General features: G+C 59.2%; 20 protein-coding genes. 15 read left to right on the top strand and 5 right to left on the bottom strand.

All coding sequences use genetic code 11. The features are described 5' to 3' along the window. The first annotated feature begins 22 nt into the window (after positions 1-22). A complete protein-coding gene (locus ACVWZ1_RS01915) occupies positions 23-871 on the top strand; it encodes an inositol monophosphatase family protein (RefSeq protein ID WP_457502389.1) in 849 nt (282 codons plus the stop codon). On the opposite strand, the gene ACVWZ1_RS01910 is transcribed toward ACVWZ1_RS01915, so the two are convergent. Next, on the bottom strand, positions 856-1,443 hold the full coding sequence (locus ACVWZ1_RS01910) for a thioredoxin family protein (RefSeq protein ID WP_041437584.1): 588 nt from the start codon (positions 1,441-1,443) through the stop codon (positions 856-858). The two genes, ACVWZ1_RS01915 and ACVWZ1_RS01910, sit on opposite strands and share 16 nt — an antisense overlap. A gap of 207 nt (positions 1,444-1,650) precedes the next feature. Between ACVWZ1_RS01910 and ACVWZ1_RS01905 the strand changes: the two genes are divergently transcribed. From ACVWZ1_RS01905 to ACVWZ1_RS01895, 3 genes are all read left to right on the top strand, one after another. Further along, positions 1,651-2,430 (top strand): TatD family hydrolase, encoded by a 780-nt coding sequence (locus ACVWZ1_RS01905; protein ID WP_457502429.1) that lies wholly within the window; start codon positions 1,651-1,653, stop codon positions 2,428-2,430. Between the two features lie 225 nt (positions 2,431-2,655). Beyond that, entirely contained in the window at positions 2,656-5,154 is a 2,499-nt protein-coding gene (locus ACVWZ1_RS01900) for a sensor histidine kinase (protein WP_457502388.1), read from the top strand. 4 nt (positions 5,155-5,158) lie between these two features. After that, a complete protein-coding gene (locus tag ACVWZ1_RS01895; RefSeq protein ID WP_457467296.1) occupies positions 5,159-5,530 on the top strand; it encodes a DUF309 domain-containing protein in 372 nt (123 codons plus the stop codon). A 23-nt stretch (positions 5,531-5,553) separates the two neighbouring features. On the opposite strand, the gene ACVWZ1_RS01890 is transcribed toward ACVWZ1_RS01895, so the two are convergent. Together ACVWZ1_RS01890 and ACVWZ1_RS01885 are read right to left on the bottom strand one after the other, a co-directional pair. Continuing rightward, complete coding sequence (locus tag ACVWZ1_RS01890; RefSeq protein ID WP_011434030.1) at positions 5,554-5,715, bottom strand: hypothetical protein; 162 nt, start codon at positions 5,713-5,715, stop codon at positions 5,554-5,556. A 91-nt stretch (positions 5,716-5,806) separates the two neighbouring features. Further along, on the bottom strand, positions 5,807-5,896 hold the full coding sequence (locus tag ACVWZ1_RS01885; RefSeq protein ID WP_244349857.1) for a cytochrome b6-f complex subunit PetN: 90 nt from the start codon (positions 5,894-5,896) through the stop codon (positions 5,807-5,809). Between the two features lie 156 nt (positions 5,897-6,052). Between ACVWZ1_RS01885 and ACVWZ1_RS01880 the strand changes: the two genes are divergently transcribed. From ACVWZ1_RS01880 to ACVWZ1_RS01870, 3 genes are all read left to right on the top strand, one after another. Further along, a complete protein-coding gene (locus ACVWZ1_RS01880; RefSeq protein ID WP_049749597.1) occupies positions 6,053-6,298 on the top strand; it encodes a hypothetical protein in 246 nt (81 codons plus the stop codon). A 79-nt stretch (positions 6,299-6,377) separates the two neighbouring features. Continuing rightward, on the top strand, positions 6,378-7,037 hold the full coding sequence (locus tag ACVWZ1_RS01875; protein ID WP_457502387.1) for an SRPBCC family protein: 660 nt from the start codon (positions 6,378-6,380) through the stop codon (positions 7,035-7,037). A 541-nt stretch (positions 7,038-7,578) separates the two neighbouring features. Then, positions 7,579-8,928, top strand: a complete 1,350-nt coding sequence (locus tag ACVWZ1_RS01870) for an adenylosuccinate synthase (protein WP_414357505.1) — start codon at positions 7,579-7,581, stop codon at positions 8,926-8,928. Between the two features lie 425 nt (positions 8,929-9,353). On the opposite strand, the gene ACVWZ1_RS01865 is transcribed toward ACVWZ1_RS01870, so the two are convergent. Continuing rightward, a complete protein-coding gene (locus ACVWZ1_RS01865) occupies positions 9,354-9,929 on the bottom strand; it encodes a pseudouridine synthase (protein WP_414374822.1) in 576 nt (191 codons plus the stop codon). Positions 9,930-10,077: 148 nt separating this feature from the next. On the opposite strand from ACVWZ1_RS01865, the gene ACVWZ1_RS01860 reads away from it, so the two are divergent. The 5 genes from ACVWZ1_RS01860 (at position 10,078) to ACVWZ1_RS01840 (ending at position 14,253) form a co-directional block, all read left to right on the top strand. Next, positions 10,078-10,503, top strand: coding sequence for a hypothetical protein (locus ACVWZ1_RS01860; protein ID WP_457502386.1), 426 nt, complete (start codon positions 10,078-10,080; stop codon positions 10,501-10,503). A 331-nt stretch (positions 10,504-10,834) separates the two neighbouring features. Next, positions 10,835-11,692 (top strand): carboxylating nicotinate-nucleotide diphosphorylase, encoded by an 858-nt coding sequence (nadC, locus tag ACVWZ1_RS01855; protein WP_414357502.1) that lies wholly within the window; start codon positions 10,835-10,837, stop codon positions 11,690-11,692. A gap of 357 nt (positions 11,693-12,049) precedes the next feature. Further along, positions 12,050-13,198 (top strand): FAD-dependent oxidoreductase, encoded by a 1,149-nt coding sequence (locus tag ACVWZ1_RS01850; protein ID WP_457502428.1) that lies wholly within the window; start codon positions 12,050-12,052, stop codon positions 13,196-13,198. Beyond that, a complete protein-coding gene (thiS, locus tag ACVWZ1_RS01845) occupies positions 13,186-13,383 on the top strand; it encodes a sulfur carrier protein ThiS (protein WP_457502385.1) in 198 nt (65 codons plus the stop codon). Before ACVWZ1_RS01850 ends, thiS begins: the two co-directional genes overlap by 13 nt. A 42-nt stretch (positions 13,384-13,425) precedes the next feature. Next, positions 13,426-14,253 (top strand): thiazole synthase, encoded by an 828-nt coding sequence (locus tag ACVWZ1_RS01840; protein ID WP_457502384.1) that lies wholly within the window; start codon positions 13,426-13,428, stop codon positions 14,251-14,253. A gap of 22 nt (positions 14,254-14,275) precedes the next feature. Here ACVWZ1_RS01840 and ACVWZ1_RS01835 read toward each other — a convergent pair whose 3' ends face one another. Then, positions 14,276-14,908: a class I SAM-dependent methyltransferase gene (locus ACVWZ1_RS01835; RefSeq protein WP_414409284.1), complete on the bottom strand. Its 633-nt coding sequence runs from the start codon at positions 14,906-14,908 to the stop codon at positions 14,276-14,278. Between the two features lie 176 nt (positions 14,909-15,084). On the opposite strand from ACVWZ1_RS01835, the gene ACVWZ1_RS01830 reads away from it, so the two are divergent. The 3 genes from ACVWZ1_RS01830 (at position 15,085) to ACVWZ1_RS01820 (ending at position 17,343) form a co-directional block, all read left to right on the top strand. Then, a complete protein-coding gene (locus ACVWZ1_RS01830; protein ID WP_457502383.1) occupies positions 15,085-15,816 on the top strand; it encodes a M50 family metallopeptidase in 732 nt (243 codons plus the stop codon). Between the two features lie 131 nt (positions 15,817-15,947). After that, positions 15,948-16,088, top strand: a complete 141-nt coding sequence (locus ACVWZ1_RS01825; protein ID WP_414330515.1) for a hypothetical protein — start codon at positions 15,948-15,950, stop codon at positions 16,086-16,088. A gap of 139 nt (positions 16,089-16,227) precedes the next feature. Further along, complete coding sequence (locus ACVWZ1_RS01820; RefSeq protein WP_414383974.1) at positions 16,228-17,343, top strand: glycosyltransferase family 4 protein; 1,116 nt, start codon at positions 16,228-16,230, stop codon at positions 17,341-17,343. Positions 17,344-17,633: the final 290 nt, after the last annotated feature.

Genomic DNA, 17,633 nt, shown 5'->3' with positions numbered 1-17,633 from the left:
AACCGAGAGGAAATTTTTCCCTATGCTAAGAAAGGGAAGGGGCAGATGGGGTGGGCAAAAGGTGGTCAAGGCAGAGTGGATTGAACTGGCCCAGGCCCTGGCCGATGCTGCCGGAGCGGTGATTCGCCTCCTGTTTCGCGGAGAACTGCAAGCCGAATACAAAGAGGCCCGCTCCCCAATTGTGACGGTGGCCGACCGGGAGGCAGAGCGAGCTATGCGGGCTTTGCTGATGGCCCAAGTGCCAGAACACAACATCCTTGGCGAAGAGTTTGGTTTTCACCAGACGGGATCCCTCTATACCTGGGTTCTGGATCCCTTGGATGGCACCATCGCCTTTTCCACCGGCAAGCCCACCTTTGCCACTTTGATTGCCCTCTTGGAAGAAGACCGCCCCATTTTGGGCATCATCGATCAGCCGGTGTTGCGCGAACGCTGGCTGGGGGTACGGGGACAGCCCACTCAATGGATAACCCCCTCTCACCGACAGGCTGCTCAAACCAAGGCCAATACCGACCTCAGCCGCGCCTACTTGAGCTGTACCACCCCTGATTTGTTCACCCAACCCGACCAACAACGGTGCTTCCAGGGGCTCAGCCAAGCAGTTCACGTTACCTCCTATGGGGGCGATGGCTACCAGTACGGCCTGCTGGCCAGCGGCTGTGTGGATCTGGTGATGGAGTGTGGCCTTGCCCTCTACGATTTTGCTGCCCTTGTGCCGGTGATTGAGGGATCCGGTGGCGTGATTACCGATTGGCGAGGGGATCCCTTAACCCGCACCTCCACGGGAGAAGTGTTGGCGGCAGCCAACCCCAGCTTGCATCGACAGGCCCTGGCCGCGATTCAAAAAAGCGGGATCTACCCAGCGAAATAAGCAGGCTCATTGCCAGGTTTCCACTTGATGTTGCAGCCCAGGCTGGGCTTTTGGTCGGGATCGATGGGCTTGCCGGCCAGAAGGTTATCCAGCGCCGCCCGCAAATCTTTGCCCGTCACCGGCACATCGGTCAGGCTGGGACGGCTGTCGTCCAGTTGACCGCGATAGACCAACTTGCGATCCGCGTCGAACAAGAAAAAGTCGGGGGTGCAGGCGGCGGTGAAGGCTTTGGCCACCTCTTGGGTTTCGTCGTAGCAGAAGGGGAAGGTAAAGCCCAAGGTCTCGGCCATCTTCTTCAAGTTCTCTGGGCTGTCATCCGGGTATTTCTCCACATCGTTGGCGCTGATGGCTACAATGCCGACGCCGCGATCCTTGTAATCTCTGCCAAGGCGGGCCAGCTCCTCTTGCACGTGCTTCACATAGGGACAGTGCTGGCAGATGAACATCACCAGCAGGGCCGGCTTGTCGGCAAAGGTGGAGAGGGAGATGGTTTGGCCGCTCACCACATCCGGCAGGCTGAAGTCAGGGGCTGGGGTGCCCAAAGGCAGCATGGTTGAGGGGGTACGGGCCATAACAAACCTCCAGCGTAAGGTTTCCTCAATCATTGTGGATCATCCTGCTCCCACAGGAGCCGTCGCAAGGGGATCTCGCCGGCAAACGGGAGCGCCGGAAGGGATCCCAAGCAGGCCGGGGACAGCTTTTACAATTGGATAAGGTTGGCAACACGATTGTTGGGGAGCTGAGCCTTGAGCACCGCCGTCTTACCTGCTGCTCCTTTGGTGGATACTCACGTCCACCTCAACTACCCCGATTTTGCCGCGGATCTGCCCCAAGTGGCCGAGCGCTGGCGTCAGACGGGGATCCGGCGTTTGGTGCATTCTTGTGTAACACCGGCAGAATTCCCCCAGTTGCAGGCCATTGCCGACCAGTATCCGGAAGTATTTTTGTCGGTGGGGCTGCACCCTTTGGAGGCGGGCCAGTGGCAGCCCGATTTGGCCGAAAAGATCGCCCACCTGGCCGCCAGCGACGAGCGAGTGGTGGCTATCGGGGAGACGGGCCTGGATTTCTACAAGTCCAACCCGGCGGATATCGAGCGGCAAAAAGAATCCTTCTGGGCCCAGATTGCCATTGCCCAAGCGCAGGATCTGGCGTTGATCGTCCATTGCCGCGAGGCGGCAGCAGCCACCTACGCCATCCTCAAGGAGGCCATGGCCACGGGGGGGCCAGTGCGGGCGGTGATGCATTGCTGGAGCGGATCCCCGGTGGAAACCCGGCAGTTTGTGGAGCTGGGCTGCTACATCAGCTTCAGCGGCATTGTTACTTTCAAGAACGCCGAGACCGTCCGCCAGTCGGCCTTGGAGGTGCCCCTATCCCAGCTTTTGGTGGAAACGGATTGCCCTTTTCTGGCTCCCACCCCCTTCCGCGGCAAACGCAATGAGCCGGCTTACGTGCAGCGGGTGGCCCAAACCTTGGCGGAGCTGCTTGGGATCCCACCGGAAAAACTGGCAGAAGAAACCAGCCAGAACGCTGCTCGCCTGTTTCGGTTGCCTCTCCTCTAGCTCTGCTTTCCGAGGGCGCGGGTGAGCCGTAGGCCATTCCCGACCCTAGATCTCACCCGATCTCAGGCGATTCCAACCCGGGAAACCCTGAGTTACCATTTTTAACTTTTTCTTTAACTTTTCTTTTGAACTCCGACTGCTCTTCTCAAGGGCATCCTATGCTGGAAAAAAGGGATGTATTTTTAGGTACTTTCCGCTAATTCCAGGGGCTAGGGGCTTGCAACTATGGATACTGAAACGTGGGCTGCCGCAGCTCGACCCAGCCGAGATGCCCTCATCAACCGCATCACCCACCAGATTCGGCAATCCCTGGAGCTGGATCAGATCCTGAGGGCGACGGTGGAGGAGGTGCGCGCCTTTTTGGGTACGGATCGGGTGAAGGTGTACCGCTTCGACCCGGAAGGGCATGGGACGGTGGTGGCGGAAGCACGAGGCGGGGAGCGGCTGCCCTCGCTCTTGGGGTTGACTTTTCCGGCAGGGGACATTCCCGAGGAGGCGCGGCGGTTGTTTCGCCTAGCTCAGGTGCGGGTGATTGTGGATGTGGAGGCGCAGAGCCGTTCCATCAGCCAGCCGGAGTCTTGGGGGTTGTCTGCTAGGGTTCCTCTGGGCGAGCCGCTGCAGCGGCCCGTGGATCCCTGCCATGTTCACTATTTGAAGTCCATGGGGGTGGCCTCTTCCTTGGTGGTTCCCCTGATGCATCACCAGGAGCTATGGGGGCTGTTGGTCTCCCATCATGCTGAGCCTCGTCTGTATTCTCCAGAAGAGCTGCAGGTGGTGCAGTTGCTGGCGGATCAAGTTTCCATTGCCATTGCTCAGGCGGAATTGCTGGAGCAGGCGCGGCAGAAGGCGCAGCAGGAACGCCTAATCAACCAAATTGCTGCCCTGGTTTATTCGCCCCTACACCCGGAGACGACCTTGACTACGGTGCTGGAGCAGCTTGCTGCCGGTTTGCAGGGGATCGGGGCGCGGCTGCGGATCCACTTTATGGGCTCAGATACCCTCTGTTGTCATGGCGTGCAACCCCCGGCCAGCTACGACACCTGGCTACAGGAGCAGCTCGGAAGGGCCGGAGGAGCGGGGGGCTGGGTGAAGATGTGGTCGCTATCCCACTTGGAGAAATGGCCGGAGCTGCAAGAGCAGATGAAGCAGACGCCCATTCGTGGCCTGCTGATGGTACAGCTTGTCTGGAATGACCAGCCCGTGGGCTGGCTGAGCGTGTTTCGCGCGGCCATCTGCCAAGAAACCCACTGGGCGGGTTACCGTTGGTTTGCTCAGGGGGATCCCAGACAAGAACTGCCTTTGATCTCTTTTGCTGCCTGGCGGGAGCTGAAAATTGACGAGCCTAAGGCTTGGTCAGCTGCAGAGCAAGAGCTGATGAGTCGGGTCGGGGTACATTTGGCCCTGTCCATTACGCAAAATCAGCTCTACCGGCAGTTGCAAACCCTCAACGCCCGTCTGGAGCAGGAGGTGCAGGAGCGGACGGCGGCCCTGCAGCGATCTCTGGCTATGGATGCCCTCTTGCAGCGGGTCACCGACCAGGTGCGCAGCAGTTTGGAGGAAGCCCAGATCCTGCGGGCAGTGGTGCAGGAGTTGGCCCTGGGGTTGCCCATTCAAGGTTGCGATCTCTGTCTCTACGATTTGGCATCTGGCCAAGCGACGGTGCGCTATGAATACACCTCTGACCTGCCGCCCGCCGGCGGGATCACCCTGACTTTGGCCGACTACCCCGATCTTTACCGGCACCTGCAAGGGGGTCAAGCGGTGCAATTCTGCCACTTGCCTGGGCAGGGCTGGATCCCCCGTCGGGAAGGGCTGACCCTGCTGGTGTGCCCGCTGCGGGATGACCAAGGGGTGCTGGGGGATCTCTGGCTGGCGAAGCCGGCAGCCGAGTGCTTTGATGAACTGGAGGTGCAGGTGGTGCAGCAGGTGGCGGATCACTGCGCCATTGCCATCCGCCAGGCCCGCCTCTACCAGGCTTCTGTGCAGCAAATTGGTGAGCTGGAGCGCCTCAACCGCCTCAAAGATGATTTTTTGAGCACCGTCTCCCACGAGCTGCGCACCCCCATCACCAACATGAAGATGGCCATCCAACTGCTGAAAACCGCCCGCGCCCCCCAAAAACGAGAGCAATATCTCAAGATTTTGGAGCAGGAGTGTGAGCGGGAGGCGGAACTGGTAAACGACCTGCTGGATCTGCAGCGGTTGGAGCAGGGATCCAAAACGCTCCATCTGGAAGAAGTGCCGCTGGCAACCTGGCTGCCCAGCGTGCTGGAGCCGTTTCTACAGCGGGCCCAGGCCAACCAGCAACGGTTGCAGTGGCAGATCGCGCCGAATGTGGGCAAGGTGCTCACCGATCAAGGTGGCCTGGAGCGGGTGGTGCAGGAGCTGGTCAACAACGCCTGCAAGTATACTCCCCCAAGGTGCAGCATCTGGGTAACGGCGCAGCGGCCCGGCCCGCAGCAGGTGGAAATCCGGGTGATCAACGAGGGAGTAGAAATTCCCCACAGCGAGTGGGAGCGCATCTTCGAGAAGTTTTACCGCATTCCCAGCGGGGATCCCTGGAAGCGGGGCGGCACCGGCCTGGGCCTGGCTTTGGTCAAGCAGTGGATGCAGCGGCTGGGGGGCAGCGTCTCGGTGGAGAGTTCTCAAGGCAAAACCTGCTTTACCCTGGTGTTGCCGCAGGGATCCCTGCCTGTGCAGACCTCCCCCCTGGCCTGTGCCTAGCGACATGAGCGACGCCCCCTCAGAAGCGCTGCGTCTGGCCGCCGAGCAGTTTAACCGGGGGGAATTTTACGCCTGCCACGACACCCTAGAGGCCCTGTGGATGGAGGCAGTGGATCCAGAGCGGCGTTTTTACCAGGGTCTATTGCAGACGGCAGTGGCCTACTATCACCTGCAGAACGACAATCGCCGTGGCTGCATGATCCTGCTGGGGGAGGCCAACCGCAAGCTGGCGGACTTTCTGCCCACCTACGCTGGATGGGATGTGCAAGCCCTGTGGCAGGCTAACCAGGGCATCCTGCGGCATCTTTCTCAACTGCAACCCCAGGATCCCTTGCCTTATCTAGCCGTCCCCACCCTGAGTTGGGTTGAAGACTGACCTGAGCAGGCCCAACAGCGGCGCTAGCGCTTGGAGCGACGGGCTTTGCGCTCAACTTCGTTGCGTCGCCGCCGATCCCGCCAGTCGATGAAGGTAATGTAGCCAACGCCCAGGGTTACGGCTGTCAACAGCAAAAAGATGCTTCCGTAGGCGATGCGGGCGACCAAGGGAAGATCGGTTTCCATGGTGTGAGCGGGGGTAACCCCGTCAATATCGGCGGCAGGAACAACAAGATGAATGCAAGATGGATGTGAGGCTCAATCCAGGCATGACAAATTACATGCCGTTGCGCCCCCAGACCACCAGGGCAATGGAAAGAACGAAGAAGGTGGGGACGGCAATCCAGCCAAGGGTGATGATGTCCATAGGTCTAGCCCAGCTAAAGAGGGGTTATCTCGAGGTGATCCCATTTTACGAGAGGAGATCCCTTGTCAACGGACATCTACGAACACCTGTTTTCAGTTCAAGCTGGCTACAGTGGAGTTAAATCTGAAACATCTGAGCCAAACGAGGTGGGATCCGATGGTACTGGACACATTGCCGCTGGTTGCCGCTGTAGCCATCGCCATTTTTATGCTGGTTTTTTGGGTGCGGGTGGTTCGAGAGGCCATCTGGACAACGGTGGGGATTGTAATCATCTTGGCCGTGTTGTACGTGGTCTTTAGAATTGGCCCGCGGCAGGTGCTGCAGGAGTTGCGGGATCCCTTTGCCCTTCTAGAACAGGTTTGGCAGGTGATCGTCGGTTGGTTCCAGGCCCTTCTCCCCTAGAGTTCGTTATCTGCTATACAGTTCCCTGATACAATAGAAAACACAGGGGGGCAGCCTATTGGAACTGCTGGCGAATGGTTTGTCCAGTCAAAAATCGATTCCCTCTCCGGTTTCCGCACTGCTCTACAGCACCTACGCGACTGAAGTTCTCGCCATGCCTTCTGACCCTGAATGGGATCCCCAAGACCCCACCCCAGAAGATGGGATCCCCATTCCTGCTGGCGTCAGCGGGACGGAGTCCTCAGACATCCAGGTGGAGGTGGAGGATTTGGGGGAGCGCCGCTGCCAAGTGCGAGGTCGCGTCCTGATTCCGGTGGAGCGGCAGCAGGTCTGGCAGGTTTTGACCGACTACGACCATCTGGCAGAGTTTATTCCCAACTTGGTGGAAAGCCGCGTCATTGGCCGTGAGGATGGCCGCACACTGGTACGTCAAGTGGGATCCCAAAAGGTTTTATTTGCCCAATTTTCTGCTGCGGTGGTGCTGGCTATCGAGGAGATCTTTCCCCAGCAACTTCGCTTTCAAAAAACAGAAGGGGATTTTCTCATCTTCGAGGGGTTTTGGGATCTGGCCGATTTGTCGGCCCATCAGACCTTGCTCACCTACCACCTGCAGGTCAAGCCCCCCCGCAGAATGCCTGTCGGTCTGGTGGAGCGCCGCATTTGCCGAGATTTGGCCCTCAACTTACAGGCCATTCGAGAGCGCTGCCTGAGTTTGTCGGATTATTCCCAACCCGTCTAGGGTGCGCCCAAGCGGCTTTGTGCTACGCTGCCCGCAGTGGCAGGGTAGTTAACTGCTCTCGCCTACGGCGGCACGGAGCGCTATAAAAACCCAACAGTCTCACGACTGGATGCAGCTTCAATAGGTTTTGTAGTGGTTGTTCGCAGCGGTACCTAAGGGCATAAGGACTCCGTCCCGCTGGCGCGAGAGGGAACCGCCCTGCAAGGGGTAACGCCTGGGGAGAAAGGCCTACGGCCCGCTGCCGCGATGAGCACCGCTGTCGTGGAGGGGCAACCCAACACGGTAAGTGCTGTCGCAGAACCAGGAACCAGAATCCCCTGCCTAAAGGCAGGGGGCATGCCAACGCAGGATCCCTGCTTGCTCGTCAGAGGGTTCGGGGATCCCGTTCATCTCCACCTTGTCCCCTGCTGGAGAAAAGTTAATCGATTGTTAACGTTTTTGTCCTGATCCCTCAACAGTGCCCGGAGCGATGCGGTAGATTAGTGCAGCAGCCCCCGCAAAGGGGATTTTTTGTGCCGTCTACGGACTGTAGGAGAAGCTCTTGGCAAACGTCGTGGTTGTCGGTGCCCAGTGGGGCGACGAAGGAAAAGGGAAGATCACCGACCTCCTCAGTGAAAAGGCGCATGTGGTCGTCCGCTATCAAGGCGGGGTGAATGCAGGGCATACCCTGGTGGTGGCGGGGCAAACTTTCAAGCTACACCTGATCCCCTCCGGCATTCTCTACCCCGACAAACGCTGCATCATCGCCAGCGGCACGGTGATCGATCCCGAAGTTTTGCTGGCCGAGATCGACCAACTGCATCAATTGGGCATTTCCACCGACAACCTATTCATCGCCGAAACAGCCCACGTTACCCTGCCCTACCACCGGGTCATCGACATCGCAGAAGAGGAGCGGCGCGGCATCTACAAGCTGGGCACCACCGGACGGGGTATTGGCCCCACCTATGCCGACAAGGCAGAGCGCATGGGCATTCGCGTTGTGGACTTGATGTACCCTGACCAGTTGCGGGAACGCCTCAGTTGGGCCATTCCCTACAAAAATGTCTTGCTGGAGAAGATCTATAATCTGCCCCCCCTGGATCCCGAGCCGATCATCGAGCAATACCTGGCCTATGCCGAGCGGCTGCGCCCCTATGTTACCGACGCTGCTCTGCTTCTCACCCAAGCCATCGAAGATCGGGAGAACATCCTGTTTGAAGGGGCTCAAGGCACCCTGTTGGATCTCGACTACGGCACCTACCCCTACGTCACCTCCTCCCATCCCATTGCCGGTGGCGCTTGTATTGGCGCTGGGATCGGCCCCACCAGCATTGACCGGGTGATCGGGGTGGCCAAAGCCTATACCACCCGCGTTGGGGAAGGCCCTTTCCCCACCGAGCTCAAAGATGAGATCGGGGCGTACCTGGGGGCAACCGGTGCTGAATTTGGCACCACCACCGGACGACAACGGCGCTGCGGCTGGTTTGACGGGGTGATCGGGCGCTACGCGGTGCGGATCAATGGCCTAGACTGCCTGGCCATCACCAAGCTGGATGTGCTGGATGGCTTGGATGAGATCAAGGTGTGCGTTGCCTACGAGTACCAGGGTCGGGAAATTCGTCACTTTCCCAGCGATGCCCGGGTTTTCGCCCAGTGCAAACCCATCTACGAAACCCTGCCGGGCTGGAAATGTTCCACCAAAGATTGCCGCTCCATCCAAGACTTGCCCCCCGAAGCCCATGATTACCTGAAGTTTTTGGCACAGTTGATGCAGGTGCCGATTGCCATTGTTTCTCTGGGGGCCAGCCGCGACCAGACGATCATTGTCGAAGATCCCATCCACGGCCCCAAACGTGCCCTTCTCTATCCCAATGGTGGCAAGCGCGTCCACGCCCTCATGCCCGACTGAGTGGGCCTCAAGCACAATTGGGAACAAGGACAATACTGTAGTGATCAGTAAGTTATAGTCATTTCAGTTTAGGGTGAGACGCCTGAGCCACTGAGAAAGTCTTCCGCCCGAGGGTGGTTGCAGAAGCAGCGTGGAGCATTTTGAAAGCGTCTTAATCTAACTTGAAATAACTGCAATGGGTCAGAAAATCAATGGTTTAGCTAGTCCGCTGGGAAGCCTCGCCCTCCATGCATCAGCATGAGGGTCGGGATGAAAGGCGGTCTTTGTGCTGTGGTCAACCTAGCTGTACAGAACAGCTTTGTTGGAATCTGGTGCAGCTACGCAGTGGGACATCCTGTGTCTGCTCGCTGAGGGTTCTTGCGATAGCTACCCGTTGAGGCGAGAAGCCTGCTCCGTACTACCTAGCAGTCGGAGTCGGGAGTACGTCACGGAAAACAATATTGCCGTAGCTGGGCCAGTTCTGCCTCGCTGAGATCTTGCCACTGGCCGGGAGCAAGCCCCACCAGAGAAAGAGGCCCCAGTCCAACCCGAACCAACCGCAAAGTTGGGATCCCAACGGCGGCAGTCATGCGGCGCACCTGGCGATTGCGACCCTCCCGCAGCGTCAGTTCCAGCCAGGTGGTGGGGATGGAGCGGCGAAAGCGGATGGGGGGATCCCGTGGCGGCAGGGTGGGTTCCTCAGCCAAGACCTTAACCTGGGCCGGGCGCGTTTTTCGCCCTTGGATGATCAGCCCCTGTTGCAACTGTTGCAGGGCTTGGGGGGTGGGGATCCCTTCCACCTGAACCCAGTAGGTGCGCTCATGGCCGAACTTGGGGTCGATCAAGCGGGCATTGAGGCGACCATCATCGGTCAGCAGGAGCAGCCCTTCGCTGTCGCGATCCAACCGCCCCACCGGATAAACTTTGGGCACCGGAATAAAAGACTTGAGGGTAGGCCGTCCCGCTTGGTCGGTGAATTGGGTGAGCACGCCATAGGGTTTGTAAAACTTGAGATAGCGCATGACACACAAAATGACAAAACTGGTGAACCCAATCTTTCCAATCTTTAAGATTTGGCAGAAAGATTTGGCAGAGCGGCTTCAACGGTAAGATCAAGCCTTAAGGAGCAACATCCCTCCACCGCCAGCAGCGTTTGACGGAGCTCACCCCATGACCATAGACAACAATTTACTTTGGGTTTTGATTGGAACAGCGGGGCTCTCTCTCCTCAGCCTGGTGTACGTGCTGGTGGACGAGGGCAACAAACGCCGCCGCTACGAACAGCAAAAGGAAGAAAAAGAAGAAAGAGAAGCTGCTCAACCACCTGCGGTCGTTCCTGCAGAAGAAGCCGGGATCCCAACTGCCCCTCCTCCTTCTGCTCCGGAACCTGTTGCCGCCCAGCCTGCTTCAGTGCCACACACCGCCGACGTGCTCACAGAAGCGTCGCCTGGCGATAACGAGGAGCCAGAAACCTCCCCGGAAGCCGTTCGCGCCAGCGGGACGGAGTCCTTGCCTAACCTTGAGGACTCTGCTCTTGCTCAGGAGCCGGACACAGCGCCCGAACCAGCAGAGGAGAGGCCGAAAGACACCCCGTAGCCGCTTTTTCCGGCTTTGGGGAAGTTTTGGGGATAGATGGGATGGGGTCGCGCAAGGGGGGAGCTTCATGTCCTCAGCAGGGTTTGTTCTCCATAGCGCAGCGTCATCTCCAAAGCCGCGAGACGGTTGCCCCAAACTTGAACTCGATAGGGATTGCGCAGAGATTCCAACCGCATCCAAGTGGCAAGATTGGCTTTCAAGTTGCCCAGTTGATGAAGATTCCTGCCGGTGGGAGAAAAATCCACAGGCGGTGCCAGGGCAGGCGAGGGATCCTGTTGCTTGTTCAGGCTGAGAAGTAGGGCTTATCCTGGAGCCTAAAACCAAACCGAAAATGGAAGAAGTTTACATACCTGAGGAGACCCTTCGCGCTTGGCTGTGGGAAGACCTGGGGCACGGCGACCTCACCACAGAGCTGACCCTACCCCCAGGACTGGAGGGTGAAGCGGTAATCCTGGCCAAGGAGACAGGGATCCTGGCCGGTCTGGAGATTGCCAAGCGGGTTTTTCGGCTGGTGGATCCCCAGGTAGAGTTCACCCCTGGGGTGGAGGAAGGGGCCAGGGTGGCTGTCGGTCAAGAAGTGGCCCACCTCAAGGGATCCCTGCGGGGCATCTTGGCAGGAGAGCGGCTGGCCCTCAACCTTCTCCAAAGGCTGTCCGGCATTGCCACCCTCACTCGCACTTATGTAGAGGCTCTCCGGGGAACCTCAACCCAGCTCCTGGACACCCGCAAGACCACTCCCGGCCTGCGCGCCCTGGAGAAGTATGCAGTACGGGTAGGGGGCGGCAAAAACCACCGCTTTGGGCTGTTCGACGGCATCTTGATTAAGGAAAACCACATTATTGCTACGCAACACTGTCGCGACCGCGGCACGGGAGGCGTTTTGGCAGCCGTCAAGCGGGCCAAGGAAGGCGCTCCCCACCACCTCAAGGTGGAGGTGGAGGTGCGGGATCTCCAGGAACTGGAAGAGGCTTTGGCAGCAGGAGCCGATCTCATCCTTTTGGATAACTTCACCCTGGAAGAAATCCAGACAGCCGTCCAACGGGTGGGAGGAAGAGTTCCCCTCGAGGCCAGCGGCAACATGACCCCGGAACGGGCCAGGCAAGTGGCCGAGGCAGGCGTGAATTACGTCAGCGTCGGGGCTCTCACCCACTCGGCCAAGGCTTTGGATCTCTCTTTGCTGGTGGTGTGACCAAGAAAACTGGGTTTGGCGCTCCGCGCCGCTAAAGCGAACAAGCTCCGCCCTACCGCTACGCGGTTCCCCTTGGTGGGCCGTAGGCCTTAGCAAGCTAGTAGAGCGGCTTTTGCTTTATCGCACAGCCCACTCAAGTAGACCGTCGGGTCGTGGTCGAACAACACTGTGCCCACCCCTGGGATGCTGTGGGAACAGATTCATCGCAGAACCCGAGAGCCTATCATGGGATCCAGTATGGAATCCATCGTGCCAGTGGTGCGGGGCACTTTAACCCTTCCACCCTCCTCTTCTCTGACAAATCCGGCAGCCAGCCTGACGGGCCCATCCGCTGCTGCGTCAGCAGTAGGGATCACTTTGCCTTGGGCAGCGCAGCGGGATCCCATCCTTGTCCTCGGGGCTGGGCTGATGGGGCGTTTGTTGGCCGCCAGCCTTGTCGAGGTTGGGCATCCCGTCCGCATTGTGGAGGCGGCTCCTGCTGCTGCTGTTGAGAGCAGTGCTGCCCATTTTGCCGCTGCTATGCTGGCTCCCCTAGCCGAGTCTGCCATCGCTGAAGCCAGTGTGGTGGCCCAGGGATACTACGCCCTTTCTCGTTGGCCCTCTCTTTTGGCCAGCTTGCCGCAGCCGGTTTTCTTTCAGCAAGAAGGCACTCTGATCCTCTGGCACCGCCAAGATGCCGGGGAAGCCAGACGTTTCTCGTCCCTGCTGGCCGCTGTGGTGGAGCGCCTTCCCGCTCTCCCTAAGCCCCAGCCTCTGGATGCTCAGGCTCTGGCCGAGCTGGAGCCGTCGGTAGCCGGGCGATTTGTGCAGGGTCTGTATCTTCCCCAAGAGGGCCAACTGGACAACCGCCAACTGTTGGCAGCTTTACTGGCCAAGTTGCGGCAGCACGAGGTGGAAGTGGAGTGGGGTTGCCCCTGGGATCTGAAGCAGGCCCAAGCTTGGCAGCAGCAAACCGGTGGGTGGGTTTTGGATTGCCGCGGCCTGGGATCCCAAAAAGAATGGGGCGGGCAAAAACTGCTGCGCGGAGTTCGGGGTGAGGTGGTGCGCCTGTATGCCCCAGAAGTCTCTTTGCGGCGCCCAACCCGGCTGTTGCACCCTCGCTACCCGATCTACATCGCTCCCAAGCCGGGTCAGGTGTTTGTGGTGGGGGCCACTGAAATCGAATCTGAGGATCGCTCGCCGGTGAGCGTCCGCTCCGCCCTGGAGTTGCTCAGCGCCGCCTACGCCGTACATCCTGCCTTTGCCGAAGCGCGTATCCTGGAATTAGGCAGCCAATGTCGTCCCACCTTGGCAGACCATTTGCCAGCCGTGGTGGAGCGCTCACCTCGCCTGTTGCAGATCAACGGCCTCTATCGCCATGGCTTTCTGATCTCCCCGGCCATCCACGATGCTGTCTTGGAGTATCTCCACCAGGGTAGTTGTCGCTTGGCCCAGCAGCTTGGGATCCCCTTTCAGGTGCAGGCTGCCCCTCTTTCCGGTGAGTCCCTGTCGCCATGCGTGTCTTGATCAACCAGAAGCCTTACGATTTGCCGGAAGGCACCACTTTGTCCGAAGCAGTGGCTCAGGTGGGGGCCAGCGGCCCTTTTGCGGTAGCGGTTAATCTGAAGTTTGTGCCGCGTGCCCAATACGAGCAAACCCGTCTGCAAGAAGGCGACCAGGTGGAGATCGTCACTCCGGTTGCTGGCGGCTAGTGCCCCCCTTGCTTCCTGCTCTGTCCTGACTTTGCCCCGACAATGTCCACCCTTCTCCAGCTTTCCCCCTCCACTTGGGCCAATGAGGATCCCTTGGTGCTCTATGGCCAACCATTGCCCAGCCGCCTGATGTTGGGTACGGCTCGCTACCCTTCGCCAGCCATTTTGGAGCAGGCGGTGGCGCGCGCGCAGCCCTGTTTGTTGACGGTTTCTCTGCGGCGGCAAGGGGCACTGGGGCCAGAAACTTCCCAGAGGTTCTGGGCTCTGTTGCAGAAGATGGGGATCCCAGTTCTGCCCAACACCGCCGGCTGCCACAGCGTGCAGGAGGTGATCACAACGGCGGAGATGGCGCGGGAGGTGTTCGGCACCGACTGGATCAAGCTGGAGTTGATTGGGGATGACTACACGCTGCAGCCGGATCCCGTGCAACTGCCCACTGCTGCTGCTGAGCTGGTCCGGCGCGGCTTTAAGGTGCTGCCCTATAGCACCGACGACCTGGTGCTCTGCCAGCGGTTGCTGGATGTCGGCTGTCAAGTGGTCATGCCCTGGGCGGCTCCCATCGGCACCGGGAAAGGCCCCCTCAACCCCTACAGCTTACGCCTGCTGCGGGAACGGATTGAAGCGCCGCTGATCGTGGATGCTGGCTTGGGTCTGCCCTCCCACGCCTGCCAGGTGATGGAGTGGGGCTTCGATGGGGTGCTGCTGAACACGGCAGTGGCTTTGGCTCGGGATCCGGTGGCCATGGCCGAGGCCTTTGCAGAAGCGGTGCGCTCAGGCCGCCGAGCCTACCTGGCCGGGGCCATGATCCCTCAGGAAACAGCTCAGCCCAGTACGCCTGTCCTCGGCACTCCCTTTTGGCACCAGGGCTGACTGCCGCTCTCAGGGGTGCAGCTCAGGCGGCAGGCTTTCGCGCCTGGATAACCTGCAGAGCTCCCCCAGCGTGGAGGGTCTGCCGGATGGATTGCCAACCCTGCTGCTGCAAATGCTCGGGCAAGTCCAGCTTGAGTAGCTCCCAGGCGGTCTCGGTTTCAAACAGGGCCAAAAAGAGGGCCAGCCCAGGCCAGATCAGGGGTTGCCGAGGCGCATGCAGATCCAGGATCAAGAGTCCTCCCCCCGGCTTGAGCACCCGCCACACTTCCCGCAGCACCTGCTCCAAGTCGGCGAAGGACAATTCGTGCAGAGCCAAGCTGGTATGCACCCAATCAAAGCTGGCATTGGGAAAGGGCATATCCTGGGCAAAGGCTTCCACAAATTCCACCTTGGGGAGGCGTTTGCGGGCCGCTGCCAGGGCTCTTGGTGAAGCATCCAACCCAATAACCTGCTGGCTCAGCTCCGCCAACAGTGGTGTCACTTCAGCCGGGCCACAGCAGAGATCCAACACCCGATCCTGGGGATGAATCTGGATCCCTTGCATGGGCAATCTCCGCAACCGCTCATATCCGCCCACTGCCAGGGCAGCCCCGCGACTGATGCTGCGGTAAAGCCAAGGAAATTGATAGCTCCAATCCCGCAGGAAGGTGGCCATCGCCAGGGATCCCTCAGAGTCTTTTTCAGCCTACCTGACCTACATCCATTGCAAACTGGTTTGAGACATATGTTTTTCTGGATTTTCTCGGGGTTGGCTTGGAACTCTCCTCTGCCGGCAGTCGTCTAAGAAGACGAGGCGTTTTAGGCTTTTTTCTGTCTACCCACTGCTGCTCTATGACTCAGTTTGAGCTGCCTCCCTCCCCTTCCGAGAAACCTGGCCGGCACAGCTTGGTTTGGTTGGTGGCTGCTGCAGGTCTGACGGTCTTGCTCTGGCAGCTCCCCTGGGGCAACTATATCCTCTACCCCTTTACGATTCTGGCCACCTGGTTTCATGAGATGGGCCACGGCTTGACGGCAGTGCTGTTGGGTGGGGAGTTTCATCGTCTGGAGATCTATCCCGACGGCTCGGGGCTGGCCATTCACAGTGGCGAGCTGTTTTTGGGACGGGTGGGGCAAGCTTTAGTGGCCGCTGCTGGGCCGATGGGGCCGCCGCTGGCTGGGGCCCTGTTCATCCTTACCTCCCGCCGCCACAGCACAACTCGGTTGGGGCTGGTACTTCTGGGATCCCTGCTGTTGCTATCGACGCTGCTCTGGGTTCGCTCTCCCTTTGGCCTCCTGTTCCTCTTGGGTATGGGTTTGGGGATCCTGGCGGTAGCTCGCTGGGCCTCCCCCTGGCTGCGGGGCTTCGCTGCACAATTTTTGGGGGTGCAGGCCTGTGTGAGCACCTACCACCAGCTTGACTACTTATTTACGGCCTCTGCTGTGATCAACGGGCAGGTGATCCACTCCGATTCCAGCCAGATTGCCCAAAACTTGTTCTTGCCCTACTGGTTTTGGGGAGGGGTGATGGCGGTCTCTTCTTTGGTGCTGCTGATAACCAGCTTGCAGCTGACGTTCCGGGACTAGCCGGCAGGGGGCAAAGCCGCAATTTTGGCAGTGGTTCGTGTTATGTAAAAATCCGTCCTCTATCCCTGCCCAGTCGAGAAAACCGCCGCTACAGTAATGGGCAAGAGGAGTGAGGAGTTGAGGAGTGGAGCATGTGGCGGGATGTTATTGGGCTGGCCCTGGCGGCGACCCTACTGTTGATCAGCAAAACCGCCGCAGATACGCTTGGCCAAAGCCAGGTGCAGACTTTCACCGAACCTGAGCCGATGCCCTACTCTGCACCGGTGGAATGAGGTACTTGAGTCTGCTGACGGAGGTCGTAGCAGCGTTGCCGTTTTGTGCAACACTCATTCTAGAGTCTTTAAGGGCTCCGTCCGAGTAGCGCGGTCGCAGCAGCGTTGCGGAGCAATAACAGTAGGCTTGGGATCCCTGATGCGCATAGCCCTGTTTACGGAGACGTTTCTGCCCAAGGTGGACGGCATCGTTACCCGCCTCTGCCACACGGTGCGTCACCTAACCGCTCGAGGCAACTCGGTGCTCATCGTCGCGCCCCGGGGAGCCCCCCGGCGGTTTGCACGGGCACGGGTCTACGGGATCCCGGGGATGCCGCTGCCTCTGTATCCAGAGTTGAAGCTGGCCGCCCCTGGCCCGGCCATCGGCAAGTTGCTCAGCCGTTTCCGACCGGATGTGATCCACGTGGTGAACCCGGCGGTTTTGGGATTGGGGGGCCTCTACTACAGCCAGACGATGGGGATCCCACTGGTGGCGTCCTACCATACCCATCTGCCGAAGTATCTGCAGCATTATGGGCTGGGCTTTCTGGAGGGGGTTTTGTGGAATCTCCTGAAGCTGGGGCACAATTTGGCGCGGGTCAATCTTTGCACCTCAACGGCCATGATGCAGGAGCTGAGCGCCCACGGCATTGAGCGGGTGCAGCTGTGGCAGCGAGGAGTGGACACGGAGTTGTTTCATCCCCAGGCGGCCAGTTCAGAAATGCGGGCTCGGCTCACGGCGGGGCAACCGGAACGGCCTCTCTTGCTCTACGTGGGACGGCTTTCGGCTGAGAAGGAAGTAGGGCGGATCCGGGTGTTGCTAGAGCGGATCCCGCAGGCGCGCCTAGCTATTGTGGGGGATGGGCCAGAGCGGGGATCCCTGGAGCAACATTTTGCCGGCTACGATGTGGTGTTTACGGGCTATCTGCAGGGGGAGTCTCTGGCAGCGGCCTTTGCTTCGGCGGATTTGTTCGTGTTCCCCTCCCGCACCGAGACCTTGGGGCTGGTTCTGTTGGAAGCCATGGCTGCCGGTTGTCCGGTGATCGCCCCCCGCTGCGGCGGCATTACCGATGTGGTGGACAGTGGGCGCAATGGCTTTCTGTTCGATCCCAATTCGGATAGCGACTTTGTCCAGGTTACCCAGCAACTCCTGAGCAGCGTCGGGCAGCGACAGCTCTTCCGACAGCAAGCCCGCCAAGAGGCAGAACGTTGGAGCTGGTCGGCAGCCACCCAACAGTTGGAAGGCTACTACCGGGCTGTTATTGCCGCCGATTAGCGGTGCGGAGCATGACTCTAGTCAATAATAAGCTCAACTATACTGAAAATAATGTATAATATGTTCAGTACGGATTACTACTAGTTGATCTTTCTGTTTACTTTCGAGTCTGCCAACATGGTAGCCAAAGCAAAGCAGAAAATTGGTAGTAAGACGACACGGAAACTGCGCTTTGGGTATTCTACTCAAAGCTTTGCGGGATACCGCCATTCTGTTTGGAAACAAACAGAATGCTATCGCTGCATAGTTGAACAGTGATGTTCAGCAGTGTTCAGCGTAAATGTATCAGC

The sequence above is a fragment of the Thermostichus sp. MS-CIW-25 genome (genome assembly GCF_054060015.1).
The sequence above is the reverse complement of the archived record's forward strand: the minus strand, read 5'-3'. Positions and strand labels throughout refer to the sequence as shown.

Bases quoted from the DNA above. Each gene is read 5' to 3' on its own strand.
- ACVWZ1_RS01835 (WP_414409284.1), bottom strand. From the start codon at position 14,908: ATGGCCACCTTCCTGCGGGATTGGAGCTATCAATTTCCTTGGCTTTAC.
- ACVWZ1_RS01890 (WP_011434030.1), bottom strand. From the start codon at position 5,715: ATGGAAACCGATCTTCCCTTGGTCGCCCGCATCGCCTACGGAAGCATC.
- ACVWZ1_RS01825 (WP_414330515.1), top strand. From the start codon at position 15,948: ATGTGGCGGGATGTTATTGGGCTGGCCCTGGCGGCGACCCTACTGTTG.
- ACVWZ1_RS01865 (WP_414374822.1), bottom strand. From the start codon at position 9,929: ATGCGCTATCTCAAGTTTTACAAACCCTATGGCGTGCTCACCCAATTC.
- ACVWZ1_RS01900 (WP_457502388.1), top strand. From the start codon at position 2,656: ATGGATACTGAAACGTGGGCTGCCGCAGCTCGACCCAGCCGAGATGCC.
- ACVWZ1_RS01885 (WP_244349857.1), bottom strand. From the start codon at position 5,896: ATGGACATCATCACCCTTGGCTGGATTGCCGTCCCCACCTTCTTCGTT.
- thiS (WP_457502385.1), top strand. From the start codon at position 13,186: ATGCGTGTCTTGATCAACCAGAAGCCTTACGATTTGCCGGAAGGCACC.
- ACVWZ1_RS01910 (WP_041437584.1), bottom strand. From the start codon at position 1,443: ATGGCCCGTACCCCCTCAACCATGCTGCCTTTGGGCACCCCAGCCCCT.
- ACVWZ1_RS01840 (WP_457502384.1), top strand. From the start codon at position 13,426: ATGTCCACCCTTCTCCAGCTTTCCCCCTCCACTTGGGCCAATGAGGAT.
- ACVWZ1_RS01830 (WP_457502383.1), top strand. From the start codon at position 15,085: ATGACTCAGTTTGAGCTGCCTCCCTCCCCTTCCGAGAAACCTGGCCGG.
- ACVWZ1_RS01820 (WP_414383974.1), top strand. From the start codon at position 16,228: ATGCGCATAGCCCTGTTTACGGAGACGTTTCTGCCCAAGGTGGACGGC.
- ACVWZ1_RS01860 (WP_457502386.1), top strand. From the start codon at position 10,078: ATGACCATAGACAACAATTTACTTTGGGTTTTGATTGGAACAGCGGGG.
- ACVWZ1_RS01895 (WP_457467296.1), top strand. From the start codon at position 5,159: ATGAGCGACGCCCCCTCAGAAGCGCTGCGTCTGGCCGCCGAGCAGTTT.
- ACVWZ1_RS01880 (WP_049749597.1), top strand. From the start codon at position 6,053: ATGGTACTGGACACATTGCCGCTGGTTGCCGCTGTAGCCATCGCCATT.
- nadC (WP_414357502.1), top strand. From the start codon at position 10,835: ATGGAAGAAGTTTACATACCTGAGGAGACCCTTCGCGCTTGGCTGTGG.
- ACVWZ1_RS01915 (WP_457502389.1), top strand. From the start codon at position 23: ATGCTAAGAAAGGGAAGGGGCAGATGGGGTGGGCAAAAGGTGGTCAAG.